Origin of the sequence: Tenacibaculum sp. E3R01, from assembly GCF_003318185.1 — a bacterium.
Lineage (GTDB): Bacteria > Bacteroidota > Bacteroidia > Flavobacteriales > Flavobacteriaceae > Polaribacter > Polaribacter halocynthiae.
Genome location: NZ_QOCC01000019.1, coordinates 591611 through 614076, shown reverse-complemented (window position 1 = coordinate 614076; position 22466 = coordinate 591611). Strand labels below are relative to the sequence as shown.

Below are 22466 nucleotides of genomic sequence, written 5' to 3'. Positions count from 1 at the left end.
TTAAATTTTAGTTACTACTATTTGACAAGCGGTTTCTTTACGTATCGCTAAATGACTACCATTAACACATATATACATAGGGTCTTTAAACGGGGCAATTTGTAATAATTCAACCTCAGTTCCAGGCAAACATCCCATTTCTAATAATTTTAAAGGTATTCTATCTAAACAGCTTTCAGATATAATGCCTTTTTCCCCGATTTTTAACGATGCTATTGTGCTCAAAAAAAGTTTGTGTTAGCTTGCAAATATACTAAATAGAACGATTCTAAACTACTTATTGATCGTATTAATTCTATTTACAAAATACTTATTGTTCACTCTTGGTGAAATAGTATATTTGTAATATGACTTTCGAGGAAATTATTGGACAAGAGCACATAAAAAATCATTTAAAAAAATCTGCTGAAAATGGAAGAATACCACATGCTCAATTATTCATAGGCAAAGAAGGCTGTGGCACCTTGCCAATGGCTATTGCCTATGCACAACATTTACTATGTAGTTTTTCTGAAAATAAAGAAGCATGTACAATAAAATGTAATAAACTTCAACACCCTGACTTACATTTTGCTTTTCCAGTAACTACAACTGACTCTGTAAAAAGGCACCCAGTAAGTAATTTATTTTTAGAAGAATGGAGGTCTTTTATTAAAGAACAACCTTATGGAAGTTTATTTAATTGGTTACAACATATTGGTGTAGAAAATAAGCAAGGTCAAATCGGTGTTGATGAGGCTGAAGATGTTGTAAAAAAATTACAATTAAAATCATATGAAGGAGGTTTTAAAGTAATGATAATTTGGATGGCAGAAAAAATGAATATTGCTGCATCAAATAAGTTATTAAAGTTAATTGAAGAACCTCCAAATAAAACTATTTTTCTATTAGTAACAGAAGATGAAGGCCAAATAATTAACACTATAAAATCAAGATGTCAAGCTTTACATTTTCCTATTTTAGGTAATGCTGATCTTGTAAAAAGTTTAATTCAAAGAGAAGGTATTCAAGAGAATGAAGCTTTAAAATTAGCACATCAATCTGAAGGAAACTATAACAAGGCTGTTCATTTATTACACAATAACTCAAACGATACCATCTTCGAAGAATGGTTTATTACTTGGATTCGTAGTGCCTTTAGAGCTAAAGGAAATGCAGCTGTAATACAAGATTTAATTGGTTGGTCAGAAGCAATTGCAGGATCTGGTAGAGAAACCCAGAAACAATTTTTACAATACTGCTTACAATTTTTCAGACAAGCACTGTTATTAAACTATGGTACTCCTGATTTAGTTTTCTTAGAAACAACCTCTCCTAGTTTTGATTTATCTAAATTTTCACCTTTCATTCATAGTGGGAATATCTTAACTATAGAAAAAGAAGTAAGCGATGCTCAATATCATATTGAGCGTAATGGAAATGCTAAAATAATTTTATTAGATTTATCCATTAAACTAACGCGCCTTTTACATACAAAAGAAGAAAAAATTAAAGCATAATGAAAAAAATTAAAATAGTCATTTCCTTTATCATGATAATGCTATTAGCTTTAGCGTGCAAAGAGAAAAAAAAATCTTTATCAACTTATATGATTGGTAATTGGGAAACTTCATATATTAAAATTGAAATGCCAACTGTTAATAAAACAGATAGCACTAGTGTATTTGAAGATGATTTTAGTAAACCTAATTCTGGTAAAGCTCAATCTAATTATAAAAAAGATGGAACTTTTACCGCATGGTTTAAACTTGCTGATGGTAAAAAAACTGGTGAAACTGGCGGTATATGGAAAACTAGAAATGATAGTTTGTATGTTGAATATCCTTATTTAGGAAAACAAGTAAAAGCTTGGTATCATATTACACAGACCTCTGAAGGGTTTGATGGAAAAGTTATTTACGATTGGGATAATGACGGTGATTCTGATGATATATTATATATGAAATCTAAAAAAATAGCTCTTAAAAATTGATAATTCTAAATAACATATCACTACGTATTCGAATATTTTTATCAATGATATTATTAATATTATTGGCATCAATATTAATTGTTTCTGTTACTATTTTACAATATGACGAGCAAACAAAAGAATACAACACTCAACGTTTTGGAAGAAAAGAAGAAGCAACCAAGCAAAACATTGAAATAGAACTAAATACAACCACATACGGAGTTACTACAAATAATCTTTCAAAAATTTTTCAAAATAAAATTTATGAAATAGCAACAATACACAAACTTACTATTTCAATGTATGATATGAGTGGAAAACTATTAAAGTCATCCATTCCATATAGTTTTGACAAAGCTAAAGAAATAGCCCTTTCAAAAGAGATATTAATGCAACTTGCTTTAAATTCTGAACACAGGGTTGTGCCTCCGGGAAAAAAAGAAAAAGAAGTAACTTATCAATCATCTTATACATACATAAACGATTCAAGATATAAACGGATTGGTATTCTTCAATTACAAATTGCACAAGATAACGAAGATCAAAAAAAGGAATTGCGTGAGTTTATGTCAAGGCTTTTATTCGTGTATTTATTCATGTTTATTTTAGCCATAATATTAGCTTATTTTCTTTCAAGTTACATTACTAGATCTATTCAAACTATATCACAAAAAATTAAAGAAACTCGTTTAAATAAACGTAACGAAAAAATCACTTTAGAAGCTGCTAGTTCAGAAATAAATTCACTTGTTGAATCATACAACAATATGATTGATCAATTAGAAGAAAGTGCAGTAAAGCTAGCACAAAGTGAACGTGAACAAGCCTGGAAAGAAATGGCAAAACAGGTTGCTCATGAAATTAAAAACCCATTAACTCCAATGCGCTTATCTGTTCAAAGTTTTGAAAGAAAATTCAATCCTGAGGCACCAAATATAAAGGAAAAACTTACAGAATACAGTCAAACACTTATTCAACAAATAGATGTTATGAGCTCTATTGCTTCTGCTTTTTCTGACTTTGCAAAAATGCCTACACAACGTCGAGAAAAATTAGATGTTATTGATGTTGTAAAACATGCATTAGATATTTTCACCGAAAACTACATTATTTATATCGCTGAAGAATCAAACTTAATGGCTAACTTAGATAAAACACAATTAATACGTATTGTAACTAATTTAGTTAAAAATGCTACTCAAGCCATGAAAAAGGATGGTACACCTCCTAAAATTGAAGTAAAAGTAGCATCAGAAAACAACAATGTAAAAATCACTGTTTCAGACAACGGTAAAGGTATTATAGAAAAAAATAAAGATCTTATTTTTGAACCAAAATTCACTACCAAAACAAGTGGGATGGGACTAGGATTACCTATGATTAAAAAAATTATTGAAACTTACGATGGCTCTATTAGTTTTTCATCAACTGAAGGTATAGGAACAGTTTTTACTGTGATTTTACCAAAAACTTAATGGATAACTAATAAAGAAGCTTTATATAACATAACTTACTATAACATGAATTTTGAAAATATTTTAATTGAACAAAGTAACGGACTAGCAACTATAACTATTAATCGTCCTAAAAAATTAAATGCTTTAAACAAAAAGACAATTGAAGAACTTCATGACGCTTTTGAAACATTAGAAGACGATTCATCTACTAAAGTTATCATAATTACTGGTAGTGGAGAAAAAGCTTTTGTTGCTGGTGCTGATATTTCTGAGTTTGCTCATTTTTCAGTTGAAGAAGGAGGGAGTTTAGCAAAAAAAGGGCAAGAAATGTTATTTGATTTTGTTGAAAACTTATCAACTCCAGTTATAGCTGCTGTAAATGGTTTTGCCCTAGGTGGTGGGTTAGAATTAGCTATGTCATGCCATTTCAGAATTGCTTCTGACAATGCTAAAATGGGACTTCCTGAAGTTTCTTTAGGCGTAATTCCAGGATATGGAGGTACACAGCGTTTACCACAGTTAGTTGGAAAAGGTAAAGCTATGGAGTTAATTATGACAGCAGGAATGATTGATGCTAATGAAGCTAAAGATTGTGGCCTTGTAAACCACATAACAACCACAGAAGAATTACTTCCTCTAGCTGAAAAATTAGCTAGTAAAATTATGAGAAACTCATCAGTAGCAATTAGTGCAGCTATCAAAGCTGTTAATGATAATTTTAAAGATGGAATTAATGGATTTGAATCAGAAATATCTGAATTTGGAAATTGTTTTGGTACTGAAGATTTTAAAGAAGGAACAACTGCTTTTTTAGAAAAAAGAAAACCTAATTTCCCAGGAGCTTAATTTATGAAGTACCTAAAGGTAATAATATTATATTTTTTATTTTTCTGTGCAGTTACAATTTCTGCACAGGAATTTAAAGATAGCATTTATAAAAAAGAACTTATACAACTTTCAGATTCTTTACAAAACAGTACTGAAATAAGGAAGAGTATTTCTTTTATGAAAAAAATGCTGTTTTTAGCAGAAAAAAACAAAGATACTTTTAGAATAATACAATTTTTACACACCATTGGAAGGAGAAGTCAGTTTATAAGTGAAAACCATTCTTCTATTGTTTTCTTTAAAAAAGAACTTGCTCTTTTAAAAAATAACAACTTAAACTTTAAAGAAAAAGACTTACTAAATAAAGCTAAAATAGCTCCAATAGAAGTTTTAGCACAATTAGGAAATAATTATTCTGCAATAGGAAACACTACATTAGCTTTAGATTATTTTTATAAAAGTGAAAGTATTGCAGAAAAAGAAAATTTAGAATTTTACAAAGCCGTCATACCAATACTTATTGGTGGAGTAAAATTTAAAGCTAACAACTACAAAGATGCTTTAAAAGAATATAAAAGAGGGTACAAATTTCTGAACGAAACAACTAAAATAGATACTGCTAACAAACGATTTAATTCTTCTTTAACTTTAATATCTATTAGTAATACTTATCTAAAACTAAACCAATTAGATTCTGCAAAGCTTTCTATAAAAAAGGGTATTGAAAAAGGCTTAGATACCATCAATGGTCTGGTTCGCATTAACTTTCAATCGCAAATTGGGCGTATACTTTTAGAAGAAAAAAAGCACAATGAAGCTCTTACTCAGTTTTTAAAACTAAAGAAAATATCTGATGAATATGATATAAATTCAGGCATTACCTACTATTACAAAGATTTATCTGAAGCATACACTAAGATTTTTCAATACGACTCAGCAATTGCTGTTATGCATAAAGGTATTGATATAATGAAAACCAAAACTAAAGAGTTTAATTTGGTTGAAGACTACAAAGCCTTAGCCAAAATATACAAGCTTTCTGGGAATATAGAAAAATCAAATAACTACTACGAAAAGTATGTACTAAATCAATCTATTTTAGACAAAGAAAGAAGGGAGATTCTTACCTCTTTCCATAATAAAGAAATAGAAAATTTAGCATCAGAAAAAAAAGTTCAACAAAAAAACATTTCTTATTTAGCAATAAGCGGTGCATTAATAATTGCCTTATTACTCTTATTTTTATTTAAAACTTCTAAAAAAAACAAAAAGGACTCAGCTTCTTTTAATGAGCTAATAAATAAAATACAACAGTTAGAAGAACAGCAAAAGATTATTGACACTAAAGATAAAACAATAGAAGAAAAAAATACTTTAGATATAAACCCTGAAACTTATCAAGAAATTTTATCTGGCTTAAAAAAACTAGAAGAACACAATTATTTTTTGAAACAGGATTGTAATTCATATAATGTAGCTAAAAAAATAAAAACTAATACTTCATATTTATCTAAAGTAATAAACGCGCATTATCAAAAAAATTTCAACACATACATTAATGATTTAAGAATTAATCATGCTGTATTAAAGTTAAAAGAAAACAAACAATTTAGAGCTTATTCTATTCAATCTATCTCAGAAGAAATTGGATATAAAAGTACAGATTCTTTTACTAAATATTTTAAAAGAAGAACAGGATTACTTCCTTCAGTTTATATTAAAAAACTGAATTCCATTTCATAAAATAATACTTTATAAAAACAAAAACTATGAGTTTTCACCCTAAATTTATAAAATTAGGGTTTAGTTATCTTCTTAAAAAACATTTCCACAAATAGAACACAATACACTGAAAAACAATCAGTTATAACCATACTATGTTCCCTATTTTTCTAAAAACAGGCTTCATTAACTTGTAATACACATTTTTAAATCAAATCTTTGTACAAGAAATTAAACACAAGATTAATTCTAATAATGATGAAAAAAACACCAAAAACAATATTTATACTTTTTATATTTTTAATACTAGGAGGTTTATTTGGTTACACTGTTAGTTCTTCATTACATTCAATTGATAAATCTAAAAGCATACTTAAGGCATTAAAAGAAAATTGTAATTGTAAAGAAATAAACCAAGTTCTATATGCTACAGGTATTCAATATGGAAAAAACGGTTTAAGTACTGAGAAAGGAGAATATGAATTAATTGATTGTGAGTTTTTATCTTTAAAAAAAGAAGTTGAAAGAATTCAACAAATATTAAATAATAAAATTGACAACTTTAATCAAGTTGATTTATTAGAATTCGACTTCATAAATGGTAAAAACTCAAAAACTGTAATTATTAAAAAAGGGATTATTCAATAAATAAAAAAATTATGATAGTAGTAATAACAAAAATAATATTGGTAACTGTAAGTTTTGTTTTAATCGTTTTACAAAATATTTTTCGATAATGTTCAAAAATCAATTACACAATAAAAATCAACTTTACGTTTTTATTATTGCAGCAATAATAGCTGCAATAAAATATGTAGTACTAGAGATGTTCTTTAAATAAACAGCATATTTAGGCTAATGAGTATTTACTATATAAAAAAAACAGCATCTGAAAAAAATCTAAATGCTGTTTCTTAACTTAAGGGAAAAAAATTTTATCGGGGATCGATGTTTCAAACATACACTATTTTTTTAAAACACACAATTAACATAAAATTTATTTTTTATTAACATATAATTTACATTGGATATAAATAATACTTATGCCCATTCAATAAAAAACTGTTTCAAAAACACTTCCATAAAATCATGCCTTTCTTGAGCTATTTTTCTTCCCGTATTGGTATTCATTTTATCTTTTAACAATAAAAGCTTTTCATAAAAATGATTTATTGTTGGTGCTTTAGAGTTCTTATACTCTTCTTTAGTCATAGATAAATTAGGAAGTATACTAGGATTATAAATCTCTCTATTCTTAAACCCTCCATAATTAAAACAACGAGCAATTCCTATAGCACCTATTGCATCTAACCGATCAGCATCTTGAATAACATCAAGTTCAGCAGATTTAAATTGTTGCTTAAAATTACCTCCTTTATATGAAATATTGGTAATTATATTTTCTACATGTACTATAATATCATCATTAACCTTTTTAGTTTCTAAAAAGAATCGTGCTTTTTTCGGTCCTACTGTCTCATCTCCATCATGAAATTTACTATCAGCTATATCATGTAATAAAGCACCTAAAGCTACTACAAATTCATCTACATCTTCTTTTTCAGCAATTAGTAAAGCATTTTTATAAACCCTTTCAACATGAAAAAAATCATGTCCTCCTTCTGCTCCTTTAAGCGTTTCTTTTACAAAAGTTATTGTACTATTTATAATTTCTTTTTTATCCATAAAACAAAAATACATCAAATAAAAAACCCTAAGCTAATGCCTAAGGTTTTCATTTTTGTTAAAAATAAAAGTTTACGCCAAAACTTTATTTTTTAATATGCTGTTTTTAACCAAATACTCAGCTATTTGAATTGTATTAGTAGCAGCTCCTTTACGTAAATTATCAGAAACTATCCACATATTTAATGTATTTGATTGAGATTCATCTCTTCTAATTCTACCTACAAAAACTTCATCTTTATTATGAGCGTTAATAGGCATTGGATAAACATTTTCTTTTACATTATCTTGAACTATAACTCCTTCAGTTCCTGCCAAAATCTCACGTACTTTAGTCAAATCAAAATCATTTTCAAATTGAATATTTACAGATTCTGAATGCCCCCCAGCTGTAGGAATTCTAACCGCTGTAGCAGTAATAGAAAAAGAATCATCACGTAAAATCTTTTTTGGTTCCTTTACCAACTTCATCTCTTCTTTAGTATATCCGTTTTCTAAAAAAATATCACAATGAGGTAAAGCGTTTCTTCCTATTGGGTGTGGATAAGCCATTTCTCCTTCAACTCCAGCTTCTTCATTATCTAATTGCTGAACAGCTTTTACTCCTGTTCCTGAAACTGATTGATACGTTGAAATTACAACACGCTTCATTCTATACTCTTTATGCAATGGGCCTAATGCCATTACCAATTGAATTGTAGAACAGTTTGGGTTTGCTATAATTTTATCTTCTTTCGTTAATACATCACCATTAATTTCAGGCACCACTAATTTCTTAGTCGGATCCATTCTCCATGCTGATGAATTATCGATAACCGTCGTTCCAACTTCAGCAAATTTTGGAGCCCACTCTAAAGAGGTTTCTCCCCCAGCTGAAAATAAAGCAACATCTGGCTTCATTTCTACAGCTGTAGCTAAATTTACTACTGAATACTCTTTTCCATTGTAAGGTAATAATTTACCTACTGAACGTTCAGACGCAACAGGAATCAACTCTGTTACTGGAAAGTTTCGTTCTGCTAATACTTGTAACATTACATTACCTACCATTCCGGTAGCTCCAACAACTGCTACTCTCATTGTTTTTTAATTTTATAGTGTGTTATAACTGTTTATATAATAGTTACAAAGGTTTAAAAAATAACTATTAGTTGTATATTAAATTTAGGTTTTTTTATAGCCACGTTTAATTATTATCAAATTAAGATCAAAAAGCCATATTTTAAACAACAAAGTTCAAAAAAGCAGTATCTTTGCCATGATTTTATAAAGAATCACAATATATTTTGTTTAACTAAAAAGTATAGCATGCAACTGTACAACAAGTTAAGTGCGATAGAACGCGCTGCACTAATTGACGAAGCGGGAAAAGACCGTTTAACTATTTCATTCTATCAATATCATAAGATAGAAAACCCACAATTATTTAGAGATAAATTATTCCTAGAATGGAATGAATTAGATGTACTAGGAAGAACCTATGTATCTAACGAAGGTATTAATGCTCAAATTTCTGTTTCTTCTGACAGAATGATTGAATTAAAAAATCAATTAGATGCCATTTCTTTTCTAAAAGATATACGTTTAAACGTAGCTGTGGAACAAGACAATAAATCATTTTTAAAATTAAAAGTTAAAGTCCGTAATAAGATTGTTGCTGACGGATTAAATGATAATACATTTGATGTTACTAATAAAGGTGTTCATTTAAGCGCTAAAGAATTTAATGATATGTTAGCAAACCCTAACACCGTTTGTGTAGATATGCGTAATCATTATGAAAGTGAAATTGGTCATTTTGAAGGAGCTGTAACACCTGATGTTGATACTTTTAGAGATTCTTTAGATATTATTGAAGAAGACTTAAAAGACCATAAAGAAGATAAAAATCTTTTAATGTATTGTACAGGTGGAATTCGTTGTGAAAAAGCATCTGCCTACTATAAACACAAAGGATTTAAAAATGTTTTTCAATTAGAAGGAGGTATCATAGAATACACTCGTCAAGTAAAATCAGAAGGCATAGAAAACAAGTTTTTAGGAAAGAATTTTGTTTTTGATCATAGAAGGGCAGAAAAAATTACTGATGATGTAATTTCAAACTGTCATCAATGTGGAAAATCTTGTGATACACACACTAATTGCGCCAACGAAGGTTGTCATTTATTATTTATTCAATGTGATGATTGTGCTGAAAAAATGGAGAATACATGTTCTTCTAAGTGCCAGGAAATAATTCAACTACCATTTGAAGAACAAAAAGAGTTGCGTAAAGGAACTCATGCTAGCAACAAAATTTTCAAAAAAGGACGTTCTGAAGCTTTAAAATTTAAAAAGTAAGACAAACGTTTTTTCACGAAACAATCAAATACTCTTTAAAAGTAAAATAGTTTAACTAAAAAGCTATAATTACAATTTCAACCATAAATTCTAAAGCTCTCAATTGAGAGCTTTTTTTATGCTTTTTTGTATCTTTGTAAAAACTTTTTTGGATGAAAAAACATTTTCCTCTTATAGTAAAAATTTCATTAATTTCTGTTTATTTAATTTTTTTAGCTGGTTCTGTTGTTCGTATGACTGGATCTGGAATGGGATGCCCTGATTGGCCAAAATGTTTTGGATATTACATTCCACCAACTTCTGAAGAACAAATTACCTGGCAACCTAATACAGATTATAACAAAGGGATGATTATTGTTAAAGATGATATGCTATTTGTTGCCGAAAACAATATAAAAACTACTAATGAATTTAATACTAATAATTGGGAAAAATACACCAAACACTCGTATGCTAAATTTAATAAATATCATACCTGGACAGAATACATAAACCGATTAGCATCAGTTTTATCTGGCTTTGTCTTTTTATTTTTAATAGTTGGAGCAAGTAAATTCTGGAGAGAAAATAAAACAATTCCTTTAGTAGCCTTTGGAGCTTTCTTTTTAATGTTATTTGAAGCTTGGCTAGGAAAAACTGTGGTTGACACAAATTTAAAACCAACAGTTATTACTATTCATATGGTTGCCGGGTTAATTATTGTTGCTTTATTATTATGGCTCTTATTTATAGTTTCAGGGAAAAACCAAGCAAAAGTAAATTCAGAAGATACTCCAAAATACAACTCCTTATTTAATAAACTTTTAATAGCTTCAGTAGTTTTTTCATTGATACAAATTGCTATGGGAACACAAGTAAGACAGTTTATCGATGAACAAGTAAAGTTATTTGGATTTGACAATAAAGAGTATAGTTTAATGGAGCCTAATTTCAAATTTTACTTTCACAGATCTTTCACTATAGCTATTGTATTAGTTAACTTAGGAATGTTTTATCTAAACCAAATTAAAAACTTAGGTTATAATTTAGTGAACTGGATTGTTTTTCTAATCTTTTTAGAAACCATTACAGGTATTTTAATGTATTATGCTGAATTTCCTTTAGGAACACAAGCAACTCACCTATTAGCTGGAGCAATTTTATTTGGTTTACAATTTTATTTATGGTTGCAAAGTAGACAGTGAATTTAACAATTAAGCTTCTCCATTGGGCATAATATACGATACGCTTTTTTCAGATAAATTCATTCTAAATTGAATCATTGAATTCCCACCATCAAAGACTTCATACCATTCCTTTAATGAACCCAAATCTGGGCAACTTCCATTTGTCAAATAACCATTAATAAAGACTAGCTTATTCCTTTTTTCATCAAGACACGAAGAAAGAATATAACTGTATTTTTTAAAATTCGGTAACGCCTCTCGCTTATATCCTTTTATCTTTAAGTTATTATTATACTCTCTAAATGCTTTTTTAATCAACTTAATTGACATCTCTAATTCTTCATTAGATAACTTATATTCTATTAATGATTGATAAAAACCATAATTCAAATTATCTTTTAAAAACAATTCTTTCATTTCATTAATAGATCTCTCTTCATAACATAGTTTGTTCTTACAATTATAAAAAAGAGCTAGTAAAATAATAAGTATATATTTTTTCATTGAAATAATCTTCTATTTAATTCTCCCACTGAAGACTTTCCATCATACGAACCATATCTTTTTTAATATGTTCTACAGCTGGTAAAATAGAATCATAATTGGGTTTTATATAGAAAAACAAAGACCCTTTCATAAAATGCTTGGTGCTATCAGTTACATGAAACTGAATTTGTGATGCAGCATTCCCTGCTATTTCACACATTTTCCCATATACTTTATTCTCTTTATTAGAAAAATCTCTCCATGAAATATGATCAGCTTTCACTGTATGTTCTAGCACTAACTTTTCAGCCTCTACTAACAACTCTTTTAAATTATTATCTATTGGTCTATAGGTTATATCAACAGATGCTTTAAGTTTTGGATACTGAATTTTTAACCAATTTTTAGGTAAATCTTTTATTGTTGCGCTTTTAGCTACATCAAAATAATAAGGCTTGCCCATGTTCAACTTATTATACCCCAACTCTGGATATTCTAAACTTAAATATGCTTTAGGTTTTGGTGTAGTTTCTTCTCCACAACTTATCATTATAATTGCTACTAAAAGCAAAATTGTTTTACGCATTTCGTGTTGCTTTAACTTGTTTTATACGTTTTTTATCTAACGCTTCAATAGTAAACGTATAATTACTAAAGTTTATTTTCTCTCCTTTTTTTGGAAACTTTCCTGAAACTTCTAAAATAAATCCAGCTAAAGTTTCACTCTCACCTTTTTCTTCCTCAAATTTTTCTTCGTCATCATCTCCTAAAACTTTACAAAAATCTCTAATTGTTATTTTTCCATCAAAAATATAATTGTTTTCATCTAACTTAGAATATGATAAATCTTCATCATCAAACTCATCATTAATATCACCAACTATTTCTTCAATTACATCTTCAAGTGTAACAATACCACTAGTTCCTCCATACTCATCAACAACAATTGCTAAATGTTTTTTCTTCTCTTGAAATTCACTTAATAAATCATCTAACTTTTTGTTTTCAGGAACAAAAAACGGTTCTCGAATCAAAGATTGCCATTTGTAAGTAGTTTTATTTAAATGCTTCAATAAGTCTTTTGCATATAAAACACCTACAATTGTATCAATATTTTCATGATAAACAGGGTTACGCGAATACCCATTTTTTAAAATAATTTTAAGTACTTCTGCATAACTAGTTTCATCAGAAATAGCACAAACATCCGTTCTTGGTTTCATTATTTGTACTGTTTCTGTATTTCCAAAAGTTACTATTCCTTCTAAAATTTTCTGTTCTTCCTTTGTAGTGGCATTATCTGATGTTAATTCTAACGCCTGAGATAGTCTTTCAACTGACAAATTATTGTTTTTATTTCCTAGTTTATTTTCAACAACACTTGTTAACTTTATAAGCGGAGAACTTAATGGTGTTAAAATAGTATTTAATAGTTGTATCGGTTTTGCCATAAAATTAGCAAATTGCATAGATCTTCTTGTTGCATATACTTTAGGTAAAACCTCTCCAAACAATAAAATTAAAAAGGTCACTAATACTAGTTCAATAAAAAACTTCACCCCAGAAGATAGTTCACTAAAGAGAATCTCACCAAGTGAAGCAAAAATTAGAACAATTAAAATATTTATAAAGTTATTAGTTATTAATATTGTTCCTAACAGTTTCTTAGGATTCTCAAGTAGCTTTACAACTATACTTTTTCCTTTCGATTTTTCAGAAAGATTATCAATTTCAATTTGTGAAATAGAGAAAAAAGCAACTTCTGTTCCTGATATTAAAGCTGAACAGATTAGTAAAACTAGTAAAACAACAAAATTAAGTGTTGTTAACCAATTAATACTTAAGTAGATATTTAAAAACAGTTCGGGGTCTGGGTCCAAAATTTAAATTTTAATTAAACTAGAATGGTAAATCATCGTCTTCACTTGAAGCAACTTTAATATTTTCATTATTATTTGCCTGAGGTTGTGTTTGGCTTTGCTGAGGAGAAACCATAGCATTAGGATCTTTCTTAGTAGACAAGAAAGTCATGTCCTGTACCTGTATCTCAGTAGTATACCTTTTTTGGCCATCAACCTCATACTGACGGTTTTTAATACGTCCTTCAATATAAACTTTATCTCCTTTTGTTAAATATTTTTCACAAATTTCAGCCAATTTATTACGTACCACTATATTATGCCATTCAGTATTCGTTATTTTTTCTCCAGTTTGACGGTTGGTATACGTTTCATTGGTAGCTATAGGAAAACGACCAATTGCATTTCCTCCTTCAAAATAGTGCATTTTTACTTCATCTCCAAGATGCCCAATTAAAATAGCTTTGTTTACTGTTCCAGCCATAGCTTTATAGTTTTGTGTAAAATCAAATATACGAAAATTACTTTTCTAACTTTAAAAATTCATTTAAAAACTTGTCTATTAAAACAGGCACAGGTTGTTTTTTTATTTCGTTCCAACTTGTTGTAGCTTCCTTTATAAAAGGAGTATTAACAATCCAAAATTGAGTATATAAATGTTGATGTGATAGTTTATGAATTATTTCTTTTTTATTGAATAGCTTAATAAAGATCTCTTTTGAAAATAAATTTTTGAAATCATCTAAATCAATTAATTCATTAACATCAATATATTTTTCAGTTTCAATTAAAGGAAACTGATATAATCCTTCCCAAATACCTTTTCCTTTTCTTTCTTCTAAAATTGTTTCATTGGAATCTGTTACAACCACTAAATAATTAAAAAATCTCTTTTTAATTTTTAGCTTCTTTTCCTTTTTTGGCAATTCTTTTACCAAATCTGAATTAAAGGCAATGCAACTTTCTGAAAACATACAACTATCACATAAGGGGTTTTGTGGCTTACAATGTAATGCTCCAAAATCCATAATGGCTTGATTGTAATTTCCAGGATTTTTAACGTCAATCAAACTTTGAGCTAATTCTTTAAACTCTTTAATTCCTTTAGTTATATTAATAGGTGTTTGTATTCCAAAATAACGTGACAAAACTCTATATACATTCCCATCAACAACAGCAACAGGTTCATTATAACATATAGAAGCGATAGCTGAAGCGGTATAATCGCCCACTCCTTTCAACTTTAACAAAGTTTTATAATTATCAGGAAACACTCCATTTAATTCATTTGCAATATGCTTTGCAGTGTAATGTAAATTCCTTGCTCTAGAGTAATAACCTAAACCTTGCCATAGTTTTAACACCTCATTTTCTTCAGCTTTTGCTAAATCGAAAACTGTTGGGAAAGCCTCTGTAACCCTTAAAAAATAAGGCAATCCTTGCGCAACTCTTGTTTGCTGTAACATAATTTCGCTTAACCAAATGAAATAAGGATCCTTTGTTTTTCTCCAAGGCAAAGATCTATTATTTTGTAAATACCAGTGTATTAATTCTTTATGAAAAACCATCAAATAAAATTAGTTCTACAAAACTACTGTATTTAGTTTGTTTTTTTTTAAGTTTAATTTTTTTCGGAATAGATTAATTATCATATATTTGCATCCTCAATTTTTAAAGAAAACAAATCAAAATATATTTACAATGACAAAAGCAGATATCGTATCTAAAATTTCAGATAAGAGTGGAATTGAAAAAGCAGATGTATTAGCAACTGTTGAAGCATTCATGGAAGAGGTAAAAGAAGCATTAGAGAATGGCGATAATGTTTATTTAAGAGGTTTTGGAAGCTTTATTATTAAGCAAAGAGCAGAAAAAACTGGTAGAAACATTTCAAAGAACACAACTATTAAAATACCAGCTCATAACATCCCTGCATTTAAACCTTCAAAAGTTTTTACTGAAGGAGTTAAAGCTAAAGTAGCTGTAAAGTAATTTTGTAAATAAAAGTATTAACCGAAAACCAAGTATCATTGGTTTTTATAAAACATTATTAATTATGCCAAGTGGTAAAAAAAGAAAGAGAGCTAAGATCTCTACACACAAAAGAAAGAAAAGAGCAAGAGCAAATCGTCATAAGAAAAAGTAAGCTACCGCTTACTTTTTCTTCGTTTGCTAAATAGCTTACAAAAGTTCATTGACATTAAGGTTTAAACACCTTAAAACGGTATTAAAAATACCTGTTTACAAATTTTAATCCGTCTTCGTATATATATTACGTTGGCACAAAAACTACATTCAGATGAAAACAGAATTAATAATTCGTTCAAATTCTTCTGATATTGATTTTGCCTTACTAAGAGATGGTAAACTTATTGAATTAAATAAAGAAACAAGCGACAATAAATTTTCAGTTGGAGATATTTTTCTAGCAAAAATTGGAAAAGTAATGACTGGTTTAAACGCCGCTTTTGTAAACGTTGGATATCCTAAAGATGGTTTTTTACATTATCATGATTTAGGGCCACAAGTACAATCTTTAAATAAATTCATTAAAAAGGTAAGCACAGGTAAATATAAAGAATTCACTTTAAAAAACTTTCGTTCTGAAGATGATATCAATAAAGACGGAAGCATTAATGATGTACTAAAATCAGGTCAAAATTTATTAGTACAAATTGTAAAAGAACCCATTTCTACCAAAGGTCCTCGAATTAGTTCAGAGTTATCTATTGCTGGTAGATATTTAGTATTAGTTCCTTTTTCTAATAGAATTTCAGTTTCACAAAAAATAGCTGATACCAAAGAAAAAGAACGTTTAAAAAGATTAGCAAAAAGTATCAAACCAAAAGGGTTTGGACTTATTTTACGTACTGTTGCTGAAGGTAAAAAAGTAGCAGAACTAGATAAAGATTTACAAAACTCTCTTGAACGTTGGAAAACAACTTGCAAACACATTGCAAACACAAATACTCCAACTAAAATATTAAGTGAGTTAAACAGAGCATCTTCTATTTTAAGAGATGTAATGAATGATTCTTTTACAAACATAGTAACCAACGATGAAGCCTTAAAGGTTGAAATTAAAGAATACCTACAGGAAATTTATCCTGAAAAAGAAAAAATTGTGAAACTACACAAATCACAGATGCCTATTTTTGAAAAATACGGTATTGAAAGACAAATTAAAACATCGTTTGGAAAAACAGTTTCGATGAGCAAAGGTGCTTATTTAGTTATTGAACATACAGAAGCTTTACATGTTATTGATGTAAATAGTGGAAATCGTTCAAACAAAGCATTAAGTCAAGAAGAAACCGCTTTAGAAGTCAATTTAATAGCTGCCACTGAAATCGCTAGACAATTACAGTTAAGAGATATGGGTGGTATAATTGTTGTTGACTTTATTGATATGAAAAGTGCTGAAAACAGACAAAAACTATTTCAGCATTTAAAAGAAGCGATGGCTTTAGATCGTACAAAGCATAAAATATTACCTCCAAGTAAATTTGGATTAGTACAAATTACAAGACAACGTGTAAGACCTGAATTACACATAAAAACAAGAGAACCAAATCCTAATAAAAATGGAGAAGTTGAAGCTCCAATAGTTTTATTAGATAAAATTGAAGCAGAATTAGAGCGATTAATTAACAGCGAAAAAAATTATACTGACATTACTTTAAATGTACATCCTTTTATTGCTGGTTATTTAACTAAAGGTCTAAACTCTATTCGTTTTAAATGGTTTTTAAAATACAAAAAGTGGATTAAAATATTACCTAGAGATGCCTACCAATACTTACATTATAAGTTTTTTTATAAAAAAACTAAAAATAATAATGCTAAGTAAGGTTTAATCTTATTATGAAATAAAAAGCCCTTTCAAGTAATTGAAAGGGCTTTTTTTGTACTCAAAAAACTACATACTTCATTCTGAAATGAAGTATATTTTTGGTTTTAAAAATACTTTTGTAAAAAATTTAAAACCATGAATTCAAAAAAAATTATTCTATTAAATTTTAAAGAAACCAGAAGACGCAGTATTAACTTGTGGAATGAAATTCCATTAGAATATTTAAATTGGAAACCAGATCAAAAAGCATTTACTTGTATAGAAATGGTTCGTCATGTATTAGAAGCTGAACATTTATTTCACACAGTTATAAATAATAGAGGTAATTTAGGCACTTATATTTCTCCCTGGAAAAATTTAGAATATATCAATGTGACTCATGAATTAAAGTTTGCAGAAAATTACAGAAATGATTTTTTTAGTATGATTGAATATTTAAATGAGTTAGATTTAGAAAAAATTACAATAAATAGAACAGAGGTAAATCAACATAAAAAATTAGGAGATTATTTAAATAGAATGGTGTATCATGAAGCTGTTCATACAGGTCAACTATTAAGCTATTTAAGAACTTTAGGAATCAAACGTCCACAAATTTGGGATTGATAAATTATGGAATATTTAGAGAAGGATTTTAGCGAAATTGCTGCTTTATTAGGTGATAAAGCAAGAGCCAAAATGCTATGGAATTTATTAGATGGAAGAGCATATACAGCAACTGAATTAGCTAACTGTGCTGATGTATCTTTACAATCTGCTAGTAATCATTTATCAAAATTACTTCTCAATAATATCTTAATTGTAGAAAAACAAGGCAGACATCGTTATTATAAGTTTAGCACACCAGAAGTTGCTCAAGTTATAGAATCAATGGCTAGTTTATTATCACTAAACACAAATTATAAAAAAATAAAAAAACCAGCAATAACAGCATTTACATATGCTAGAACCTGTTACAAACATTTAGCTGGTGAAGTAGGTGTTAAAATTACCAATGCTTTACTTGAACAAAACATAATTAAACCTTCAGAAAAAAAATATCTAATAACTAGTTATGGAGAAAACTGGTTTTTAAAACTTGGTATCCAAATAGAAATTACTAAAAATACCAAAAGATCATTTGCACATCAGTGCTTAGATTGGAGTGAGCGAAAACATCACTTAGCTGGTGCTTTAGGAGATGCTTTATTAATAAAAATGTTAGAAAAAGATTGGTTTAGAAAAAATAAAAATACTAGAGAACTTATTTTAACAACTCATGGAAAACAAGAAATCAAGGAGCTTTTAAATATTGATTTATAATAATTTTCAATTGTCAATAAACATATTGTTTAACTAATATCATACTATTACTATAATATTAAAACCCTACATTTGACTTAAAATAAAAAAAAGTTTTATGATTGGAAGCTTATTAGTTATACTTCTTTGCTTGTATTTTATTAACAAAAACATCAATACAAAATTTGAAAAATTAGAAGATACAATTGTGAACCTTAATAAGAGAATAAGGTACTTACAACAAAAAATAACTTCGCAAGAACAGAAAACTAATAGTATCAAAAAGGATCCAGTTATAAAAAAACCAGATTCTATTATTGAAAAACCTATAGCTAACAAATCTATAGATGACATTTCTAAAAAAACTACAGTTGCTGAAACAATTCCTGATAAATCTTCTTCAGTTTTAAAACTAAAACCAACAAAGAAGGAGGTTATTGAATCAATATCAAAAGTAGTTTCAGAAAAAACAAAAACTGAACCTAAAAAATCTTGGTTTGAAGCATTTAAAGAGAAAAACCCAGATTTAGAAAAGTTCATTGGAGAAAACTTAATTAATAAAATTGGTATTCTAATTTTAGTGTTAGGTATTAGCTTCTTTGTAAAATATGCTATAGATAAAGATTGGATAAATGAACCTGCAAGAGTTGGTATTGGTATTTTATGTGGTTCACTTGTTATGGCAATAGCCCATAAACTAAAGAAAAACTATGTCGCTTTTAGTTCTGTTTTAGTAGCCGGTGCTATTAGTATTTTTTATTTTACTATCTATATTGCCTTTCACGAATATCAATTATTTAGTCAAACAATTGCTTTTAGTATTATGGCAATTATAACAGCTTTCAGTACACTTGTTTCTGTTTCATATGATCGTCAAGAGCTAGCTATTTTATCATTAATTGGTGGTTTTGCAACACCTTTTATGGTTAGTACTGGAGAAGGAAACTATGTTGTGTTATTCACTTATATAGCTATTTTGAACATAGGTGTTTTAGGTGTTTCCTATTTTAAAAAATGGAGAATAGCCACCATTCTAGCTTTTATTTTCACCATATTATTGTATACTGGATGGTTAGGTTCAAAAATAAATGATCCTTCTTTTTCACATAAAGGAGCTTTACTTTTTGCTACTCTTTATTATTTTATATTTAGCATTACCATAGTTTTAAACAACCTTAAAAATAAAGGTGTTTTTTCAACTATTGAGTATTTTATATTTGTTGCAAATACGTTCATTTTTTTCGGAATTGGGATGGTTATTTTAAAAGATATCAACTCGAATTTCACAGGAATTTTCACCTTATTATTAGCTATTTACAACTTGGTATATGCTATCATTTTATTCAAAAAATTCGGATTAGATAAAAATGCGATATATTTATTAATAGGTTTAGCTCTTACATTTGTAACATTAACGATACCTATTCAATTCGAAGGAAACCAAATCACTTTATTTTGGGCATTGGAATCTGTATTATTATTTTGGTTATCCCAAAAATCAAAGATTAGTTCTTTTAAATTTGGCGCTATCATTGTACAAGTTTTAACCATTATTAGTTTACTAATAGACTGGGGAAAGTATTACTCTAGTGAAAATTTCACTGTAATCTTTAACCCTTTATTTATTTCTGGGTTTATCGTTAGCGTTTCTTTATTCATAACATATTGGTTATTAAAGAAAGAAAAAGATGTTATAACAAGGTTTTTTACTTTCTCAATTAAGTTTTATAAAAATGTATTAGTATTAGCAACCGTCATTATAACCTATTTTACCGGTCTTTTAGAAATTAATTATCAAGCGCATCAATTTATAAGTAATCAAGCATCTGCCTTGTCATTCCCAGTGATGTATCATTTTGTATTTGTTTCTCTTATCCTTTATATAGCTTCTTTATTTAAAAAGAAAAACATTTCAAAAGGAGCTTTAATAGTAAGTACTATTTCTATTATTTTATATATAGTAAGCTTTTACAAATTACCAAAAACCGAAATTATTAATAACCTTGTTGAAAATACAACCTCTAATTATGCATTTTATTTTCATTATATTATTTTGGCTTGTTTAATTTATTTTGGATATCAATTACTAACAACAACAACTTCTTTATTTACTATAAATACTAAACAGAACAAATGGCTTCCGTGGTTATTTACTTTTGCAATAGTATATGTATTAAGTAATGAAATAATGGTTCATGGTTTATATCTATCTAATAGTTTAAGTAGTGATGAAATAACAAATCAATTTTCTGACAGTGAAAATAATTGGTATGAAAAATTTAATTATGCAAAAAAACAAATAAACAATACAGCTACACAAATTATAAAAATTGGGTATCCTATTCTTTGGGGTGTGTTCTCTTTCATTTTTCTAATTATCGGTATTAGAAAACAATGGAAAAACTTAAGAATCATTGCCCTCTCTTTATTAGGGTTAACAATTTTAAAATTATTTGTATACGACATTAAAAACGTTTCAGAAACAGGGAAAATAATTGCTTTTATCCTTTTGGGTATTTTAATATTAGTTATCTCTTTTGTGTATCAAAAAATAAAAAAATTAGTAATAGATGAAAATTCAGAAGATGAATAAATATAGTTTTTTTATAACTTGTTTAATAGCTATAAATAGTTTTAGTCAAAATTATAAAGGAACGTTAGAAAAAACAAACTTTAATGGTTTACATACCTTAAACCTCAACACGGAAATACGCTCGGCAAGCAATGAGAATTTTTCTTCTCTAAGAATTAAAGATATCAATAATAATGAGGTTCCTTATATTATTGTTTCGCCATCAAATAAAAATTTTACTGTTTTTAACCCTATCAAAATCACCACGAACAGGGTTGTTAAAGATTCTATTACTAGCATTGAAATAGAAAACAATACTAACACCCCTTTTGAAGAATTAGTATTAGAGATCGTAAATACTAAAATCACTAAAACATATAGTGTTTTAGGAAGTAATGATTCTAAAAAATGGTATGGTTTAGTTTCAAATAAAACCTTATCAAATATAAACTCATCAAATAACACATCGGTAAAAAAAACTATTCAATTTCCTTTAAATAACTATACGTTTTTAAAAGTTATTTTTAGTGATAAAAACTCATTACCTATAAATGTTATTGGTGCAGGGGTTAATAAAAACAAGTTTTTTAAAACCTCTTCAACTAAACTAGAAAACTATAAAAAAGAAACAGTTTTTCTAAAAGAAAAAAAAGTAACTCGTATTAAATTTTCAGCAGAAGAATCTCATAAAATAAATACTATTTCCTTTAAAATTAACACTGAATATTTTCTGAGAAAGGCAAAAGTATTTGTACAAAGAATACATAAAGTAAAAAAAAGAGAAGAAATATATACCAAAATACTTTCTACTTTTGAGTTAAATGCCAAAAACGAAAACACATTTACTATTACAAATTTAAATGAAAAAGAGTTCTTTATTGAAATTGAAAATGACGATAATCCACCGTTAGACATCGAGCATATTCAATTATTACAAAAGCCAAAGTACCTTATTTCTAATTTAAAAAAGGATGGAATTTACACTCTAATAATAGATACCACTCTAACTAAACCTAAATACGATTTAGGAAACTTTATTTCTGAAAACACTAAAGTAATTAGAGAAATAGCTGTATCAGATTTCTCAAGAATTAAAAAAACCACAAAACCTAGTAAAGCCAAAAGCTTTTGGCAAACTACTATTTTTATGTGGATTTGTATTGTTATTGGTGGTATATTGGTAGTTTATTTTGCTTTAGGGTTGTTAAAAGATGTAAATACTCAGGAGACAAAATAGATTTTAATTTTACTAGAAAAGAATT

The 22466-nt window shown here is 28.0% G+C and carries 22 protein-coding genes; 14 read left to right on the top strand and 8 right to left on the bottom strand.

Annotated features, from left to right (window positions below; genetic code table 11):
* Positions 1-225, bottom strand: coding sequence for a ferrous iron transport protein A (locus DS884_RS07880; RefSeq protein ID WP_093869416.1), 225 nt, complete (start codon positions 223-225; stop codon positions 1-3).
* A gap of 122 nt (positions 226-347) precedes the next feature.
* Between DS884_RS07880 and DS884_RS07875 the strand changes: the two genes are divergently transcribed.
* The 6 genes from DS884_RS07875 to DS884_RS07850 all read left to right on the top strand — a co-directional run bounded on the left by DS884_RS07875 (position 348) and on the right by DS884_RS07850 (position 6609).
* Positions 348-1499 carry an ATP-binding protein gene (locus tag DS884_RS07875; protein WP_113786378.1) on the top strand — a complete coding sequence of 384 codons (1152 nt, stop codon included), beginning with the start codon at positions 348-350 and terminating at the stop codon, positions 1497-1499.
* Positions 1499-1972: a hypothetical protein gene (locus DS884_RS07870; RefSeq protein ID WP_113786377.1), complete on the top strand. Its 474-nt coding sequence runs from the start codon at positions 1499-1501 to the stop codon at positions 1970-1972. Before DS884_RS07875 ends, DS884_RS07870 begins: the two co-directional genes overlap by 1 nt.
* Before the next feature lie 44 nt (positions 1973-2016).
* Entirely contained in the window at positions 2017-3429 is a 1413-nt protein-coding gene (locus DS884_RS07865; RefSeq protein WP_093869419.1) for a sensor histidine kinase, read from the top strand.
* Positions 3430-3474: 45 nt separating this feature from the next.
* Positions 3475-4257, top strand: coding sequence for an enoyl-CoA hydratase/isomerase family protein (locus DS884_RS07860; RefSeq protein ID WP_113786376.1), 783 nt, complete (start codon positions 3475-3477; stop codon positions 4255-4257).
* A 3-nt stretch (positions 4258-4260) separates the two neighbouring features.
* A complete protein-coding gene (locus DS884_RS07855; RefSeq protein ID WP_113786375.1) occupies positions 4261-5982 on the top strand; it encodes a helix-turn-helix domain-containing protein in 1722 nt (573 codons plus the stop codon).
* Positions 5983-6216: 234 nt separating this feature from the next.
* A complete protein-coding gene (locus DS884_RS07850; protein ID WP_113786374.1) occupies positions 6217-6609 on the top strand; it encodes a hypothetical protein in 393 nt (130 codons plus the stop codon).
* Positions 6610-7002: 393 nt separating this feature from the next.
* On the opposite strand, the gene DS884_RS07845 is transcribed toward DS884_RS07850, so the two are convergent.
* Together DS884_RS07845 and DS884_RS07840 are read right to left on the bottom strand one after the other, a co-directional pair.
* Positions 7003-7647 carry an HD domain-containing protein gene (locus DS884_RS07845; RefSeq protein ID WP_113786373.1) on the bottom strand — a complete coding sequence of 215 codons (645 nt, stop codon included), beginning with the start codon at positions 7645-7647 and terminating at the stop codon, positions 7003-7005.
* 72 nt (positions 7648-7719) lie between these two features.
* A complete protein-coding gene (locus DS884_RS07840) occupies positions 7720-8727 on the bottom strand; it encodes an aspartate-semialdehyde dehydrogenase (RefSeq protein WP_093869424.1) in 1008 nt (335 codons plus the stop codon).
* A gap of 228 nt (positions 8728-8955) precedes the next feature.
* Here DS884_RS07840 and DS884_RS07835 point away from each other — a divergent pair, with 228 nt between their 5' ends.
* On the top strand, positions 8956-9987 hold the full coding sequence (locus DS884_RS07835; protein ID WP_093869425.1) for a rhodanese-related sulfurtransferase: 1032 nt from the start codon (positions 8956-8958) through the stop codon (positions 9985-9987).
* A 152-nt stretch (positions 9988-10139) separates the two neighbouring features.
* Positions 10140-11171, top strand: a complete 1032-nt coding sequence (locus DS884_RS07830) for a COX15/CtaA family protein (protein WP_113786372.1) — start codon at positions 10140-10142, stop codon at positions 11169-11171.
* Between the two features lie 9 nt (positions 11172-11180).
* Here the strand turns inward: DS884_RS07830 and DS884_RS07825 are convergent, their stop codons facing one another.
* Genes DS884_RS07825 through mutY form a run of 5 tightly spaced genes read right to left on the bottom strand, consistent with a single transcriptional unit; the run spans position 11181 to position 15066 of the window.
* Entirely contained in the window at positions 11181-11657 is a 477-nt protein-coding gene (locus tag DS884_RS07825) for a hypothetical protein (RefSeq protein WP_113786371.1), read from the bottom strand.
* A 16-nt stretch (positions 11658-11673) separates the two neighbouring features.
* Positions 11674-12225: a gliding motility lipoprotein GldD gene (gene gldD, locus DS884_RS07820; RefSeq protein ID WP_113786370.1), complete on the bottom strand. Its 552-nt coding sequence runs from the start codon at positions 12223-12225 to the stop codon at positions 11674-11676.
* The gene (gene gldE / locus DS884_RS07815) at positions 12218-13519 is read right to left on the bottom strand and encodes a gliding motility-associated protein GldE (RefSeq protein ID WP_113786369.1); all 1302 of its coding nucleotides are present in this window, start codon (positions 13517-13519) and stop codon (positions 12218-12220) included. Before gldE ends, gldD begins: the two co-directional genes overlap by 8 nt.
* Positions 13520-13538: 19 nt before the next feature.
* Positions 13539-13982 (bottom strand): single-stranded DNA-binding protein, encoded by a 444-nt coding sequence (locus DS884_RS07810; RefSeq protein WP_093869430.1) that lies wholly within the window; start codon positions 13980-13982, stop codon positions 13539-13541.
* 37 nt (positions 13983-14019) lie between these two features.
* Positions 14020-15066, bottom strand: coding sequence for an A/G-specific adenine glycosylase (mutY, locus tag DS884_RS07805; RefSeq protein ID WP_113786368.1), 1047 nt, complete (start codon positions 15064-15066; stop codon positions 14020-14022).
* Positions 15067-15199: 133 nt separating this feature from the next.
* Between mutY and DS884_RS07800 the strand changes: the two genes are divergently transcribed.
* The 6 genes from DS884_RS07800 to DS884_RS07775 all read left to right on the top strand — a co-directional run bounded on the left by DS884_RS07800 (position 15200) and on the right by DS884_RS07775 (position 22441).
* Entirely contained in the window at positions 15200-15490 is a 291-nt protein-coding gene (locus DS884_RS07800; protein ID WP_093869432.1) for an HU family DNA-binding protein, read from the top strand.
* Positions 15491-15797: 307 nt separating this feature from the next.
* The gene (locus tag DS884_RS07795) at positions 15798-17348 is read left to right on the top strand and encodes a ribonuclease E/G (RefSeq protein WP_093869433.1); all 1551 of its coding nucleotides are present in this window, start codon (positions 15798-15800) and stop codon (positions 17346-17348) included.
* Between the two features lie 138 nt (positions 17349-17486).
* Positions 17487-17957, top strand: coding sequence for a DinB family protein (locus tag DS884_RS07790; protein ID WP_113786367.1), 471 nt, complete (start codon positions 17487-17489; stop codon positions 17955-17957).
* Positions 17958-17963: 6 nt separating this feature from the next.
* Complete coding sequence (locus tag DS884_RS07785; RefSeq protein ID WP_113786366.1) at positions 17964-18653, top strand: ArsR/SmtB family transcription factor; 690 nt, start codon at positions 17964-17966, stop codon at positions 18651-18653.
* Positions 18654-18750: 97 nt separating this feature from the next.
* Complete coding sequence (locus DS884_RS07780; RefSeq protein ID WP_113786365.1) at positions 18751-21225, top strand: DUF2339 domain-containing protein; 2475 nt, start codon at positions 18751-18753, stop codon at positions 21223-21225.
* Positions 21203-22441, top strand: coding sequence for a hypothetical protein (locus DS884_RS07775; RefSeq protein ID WP_113786364.1), 1239 nt, complete (start codon positions 21203-21205; stop codon positions 22439-22441). The genes DS884_RS07780 and DS884_RS07775 overlap by 23 nt, the downstream gene beginning before the upstream one ends.
* Positions 22442-22466 lie beyond the last annotated feature (25 nt).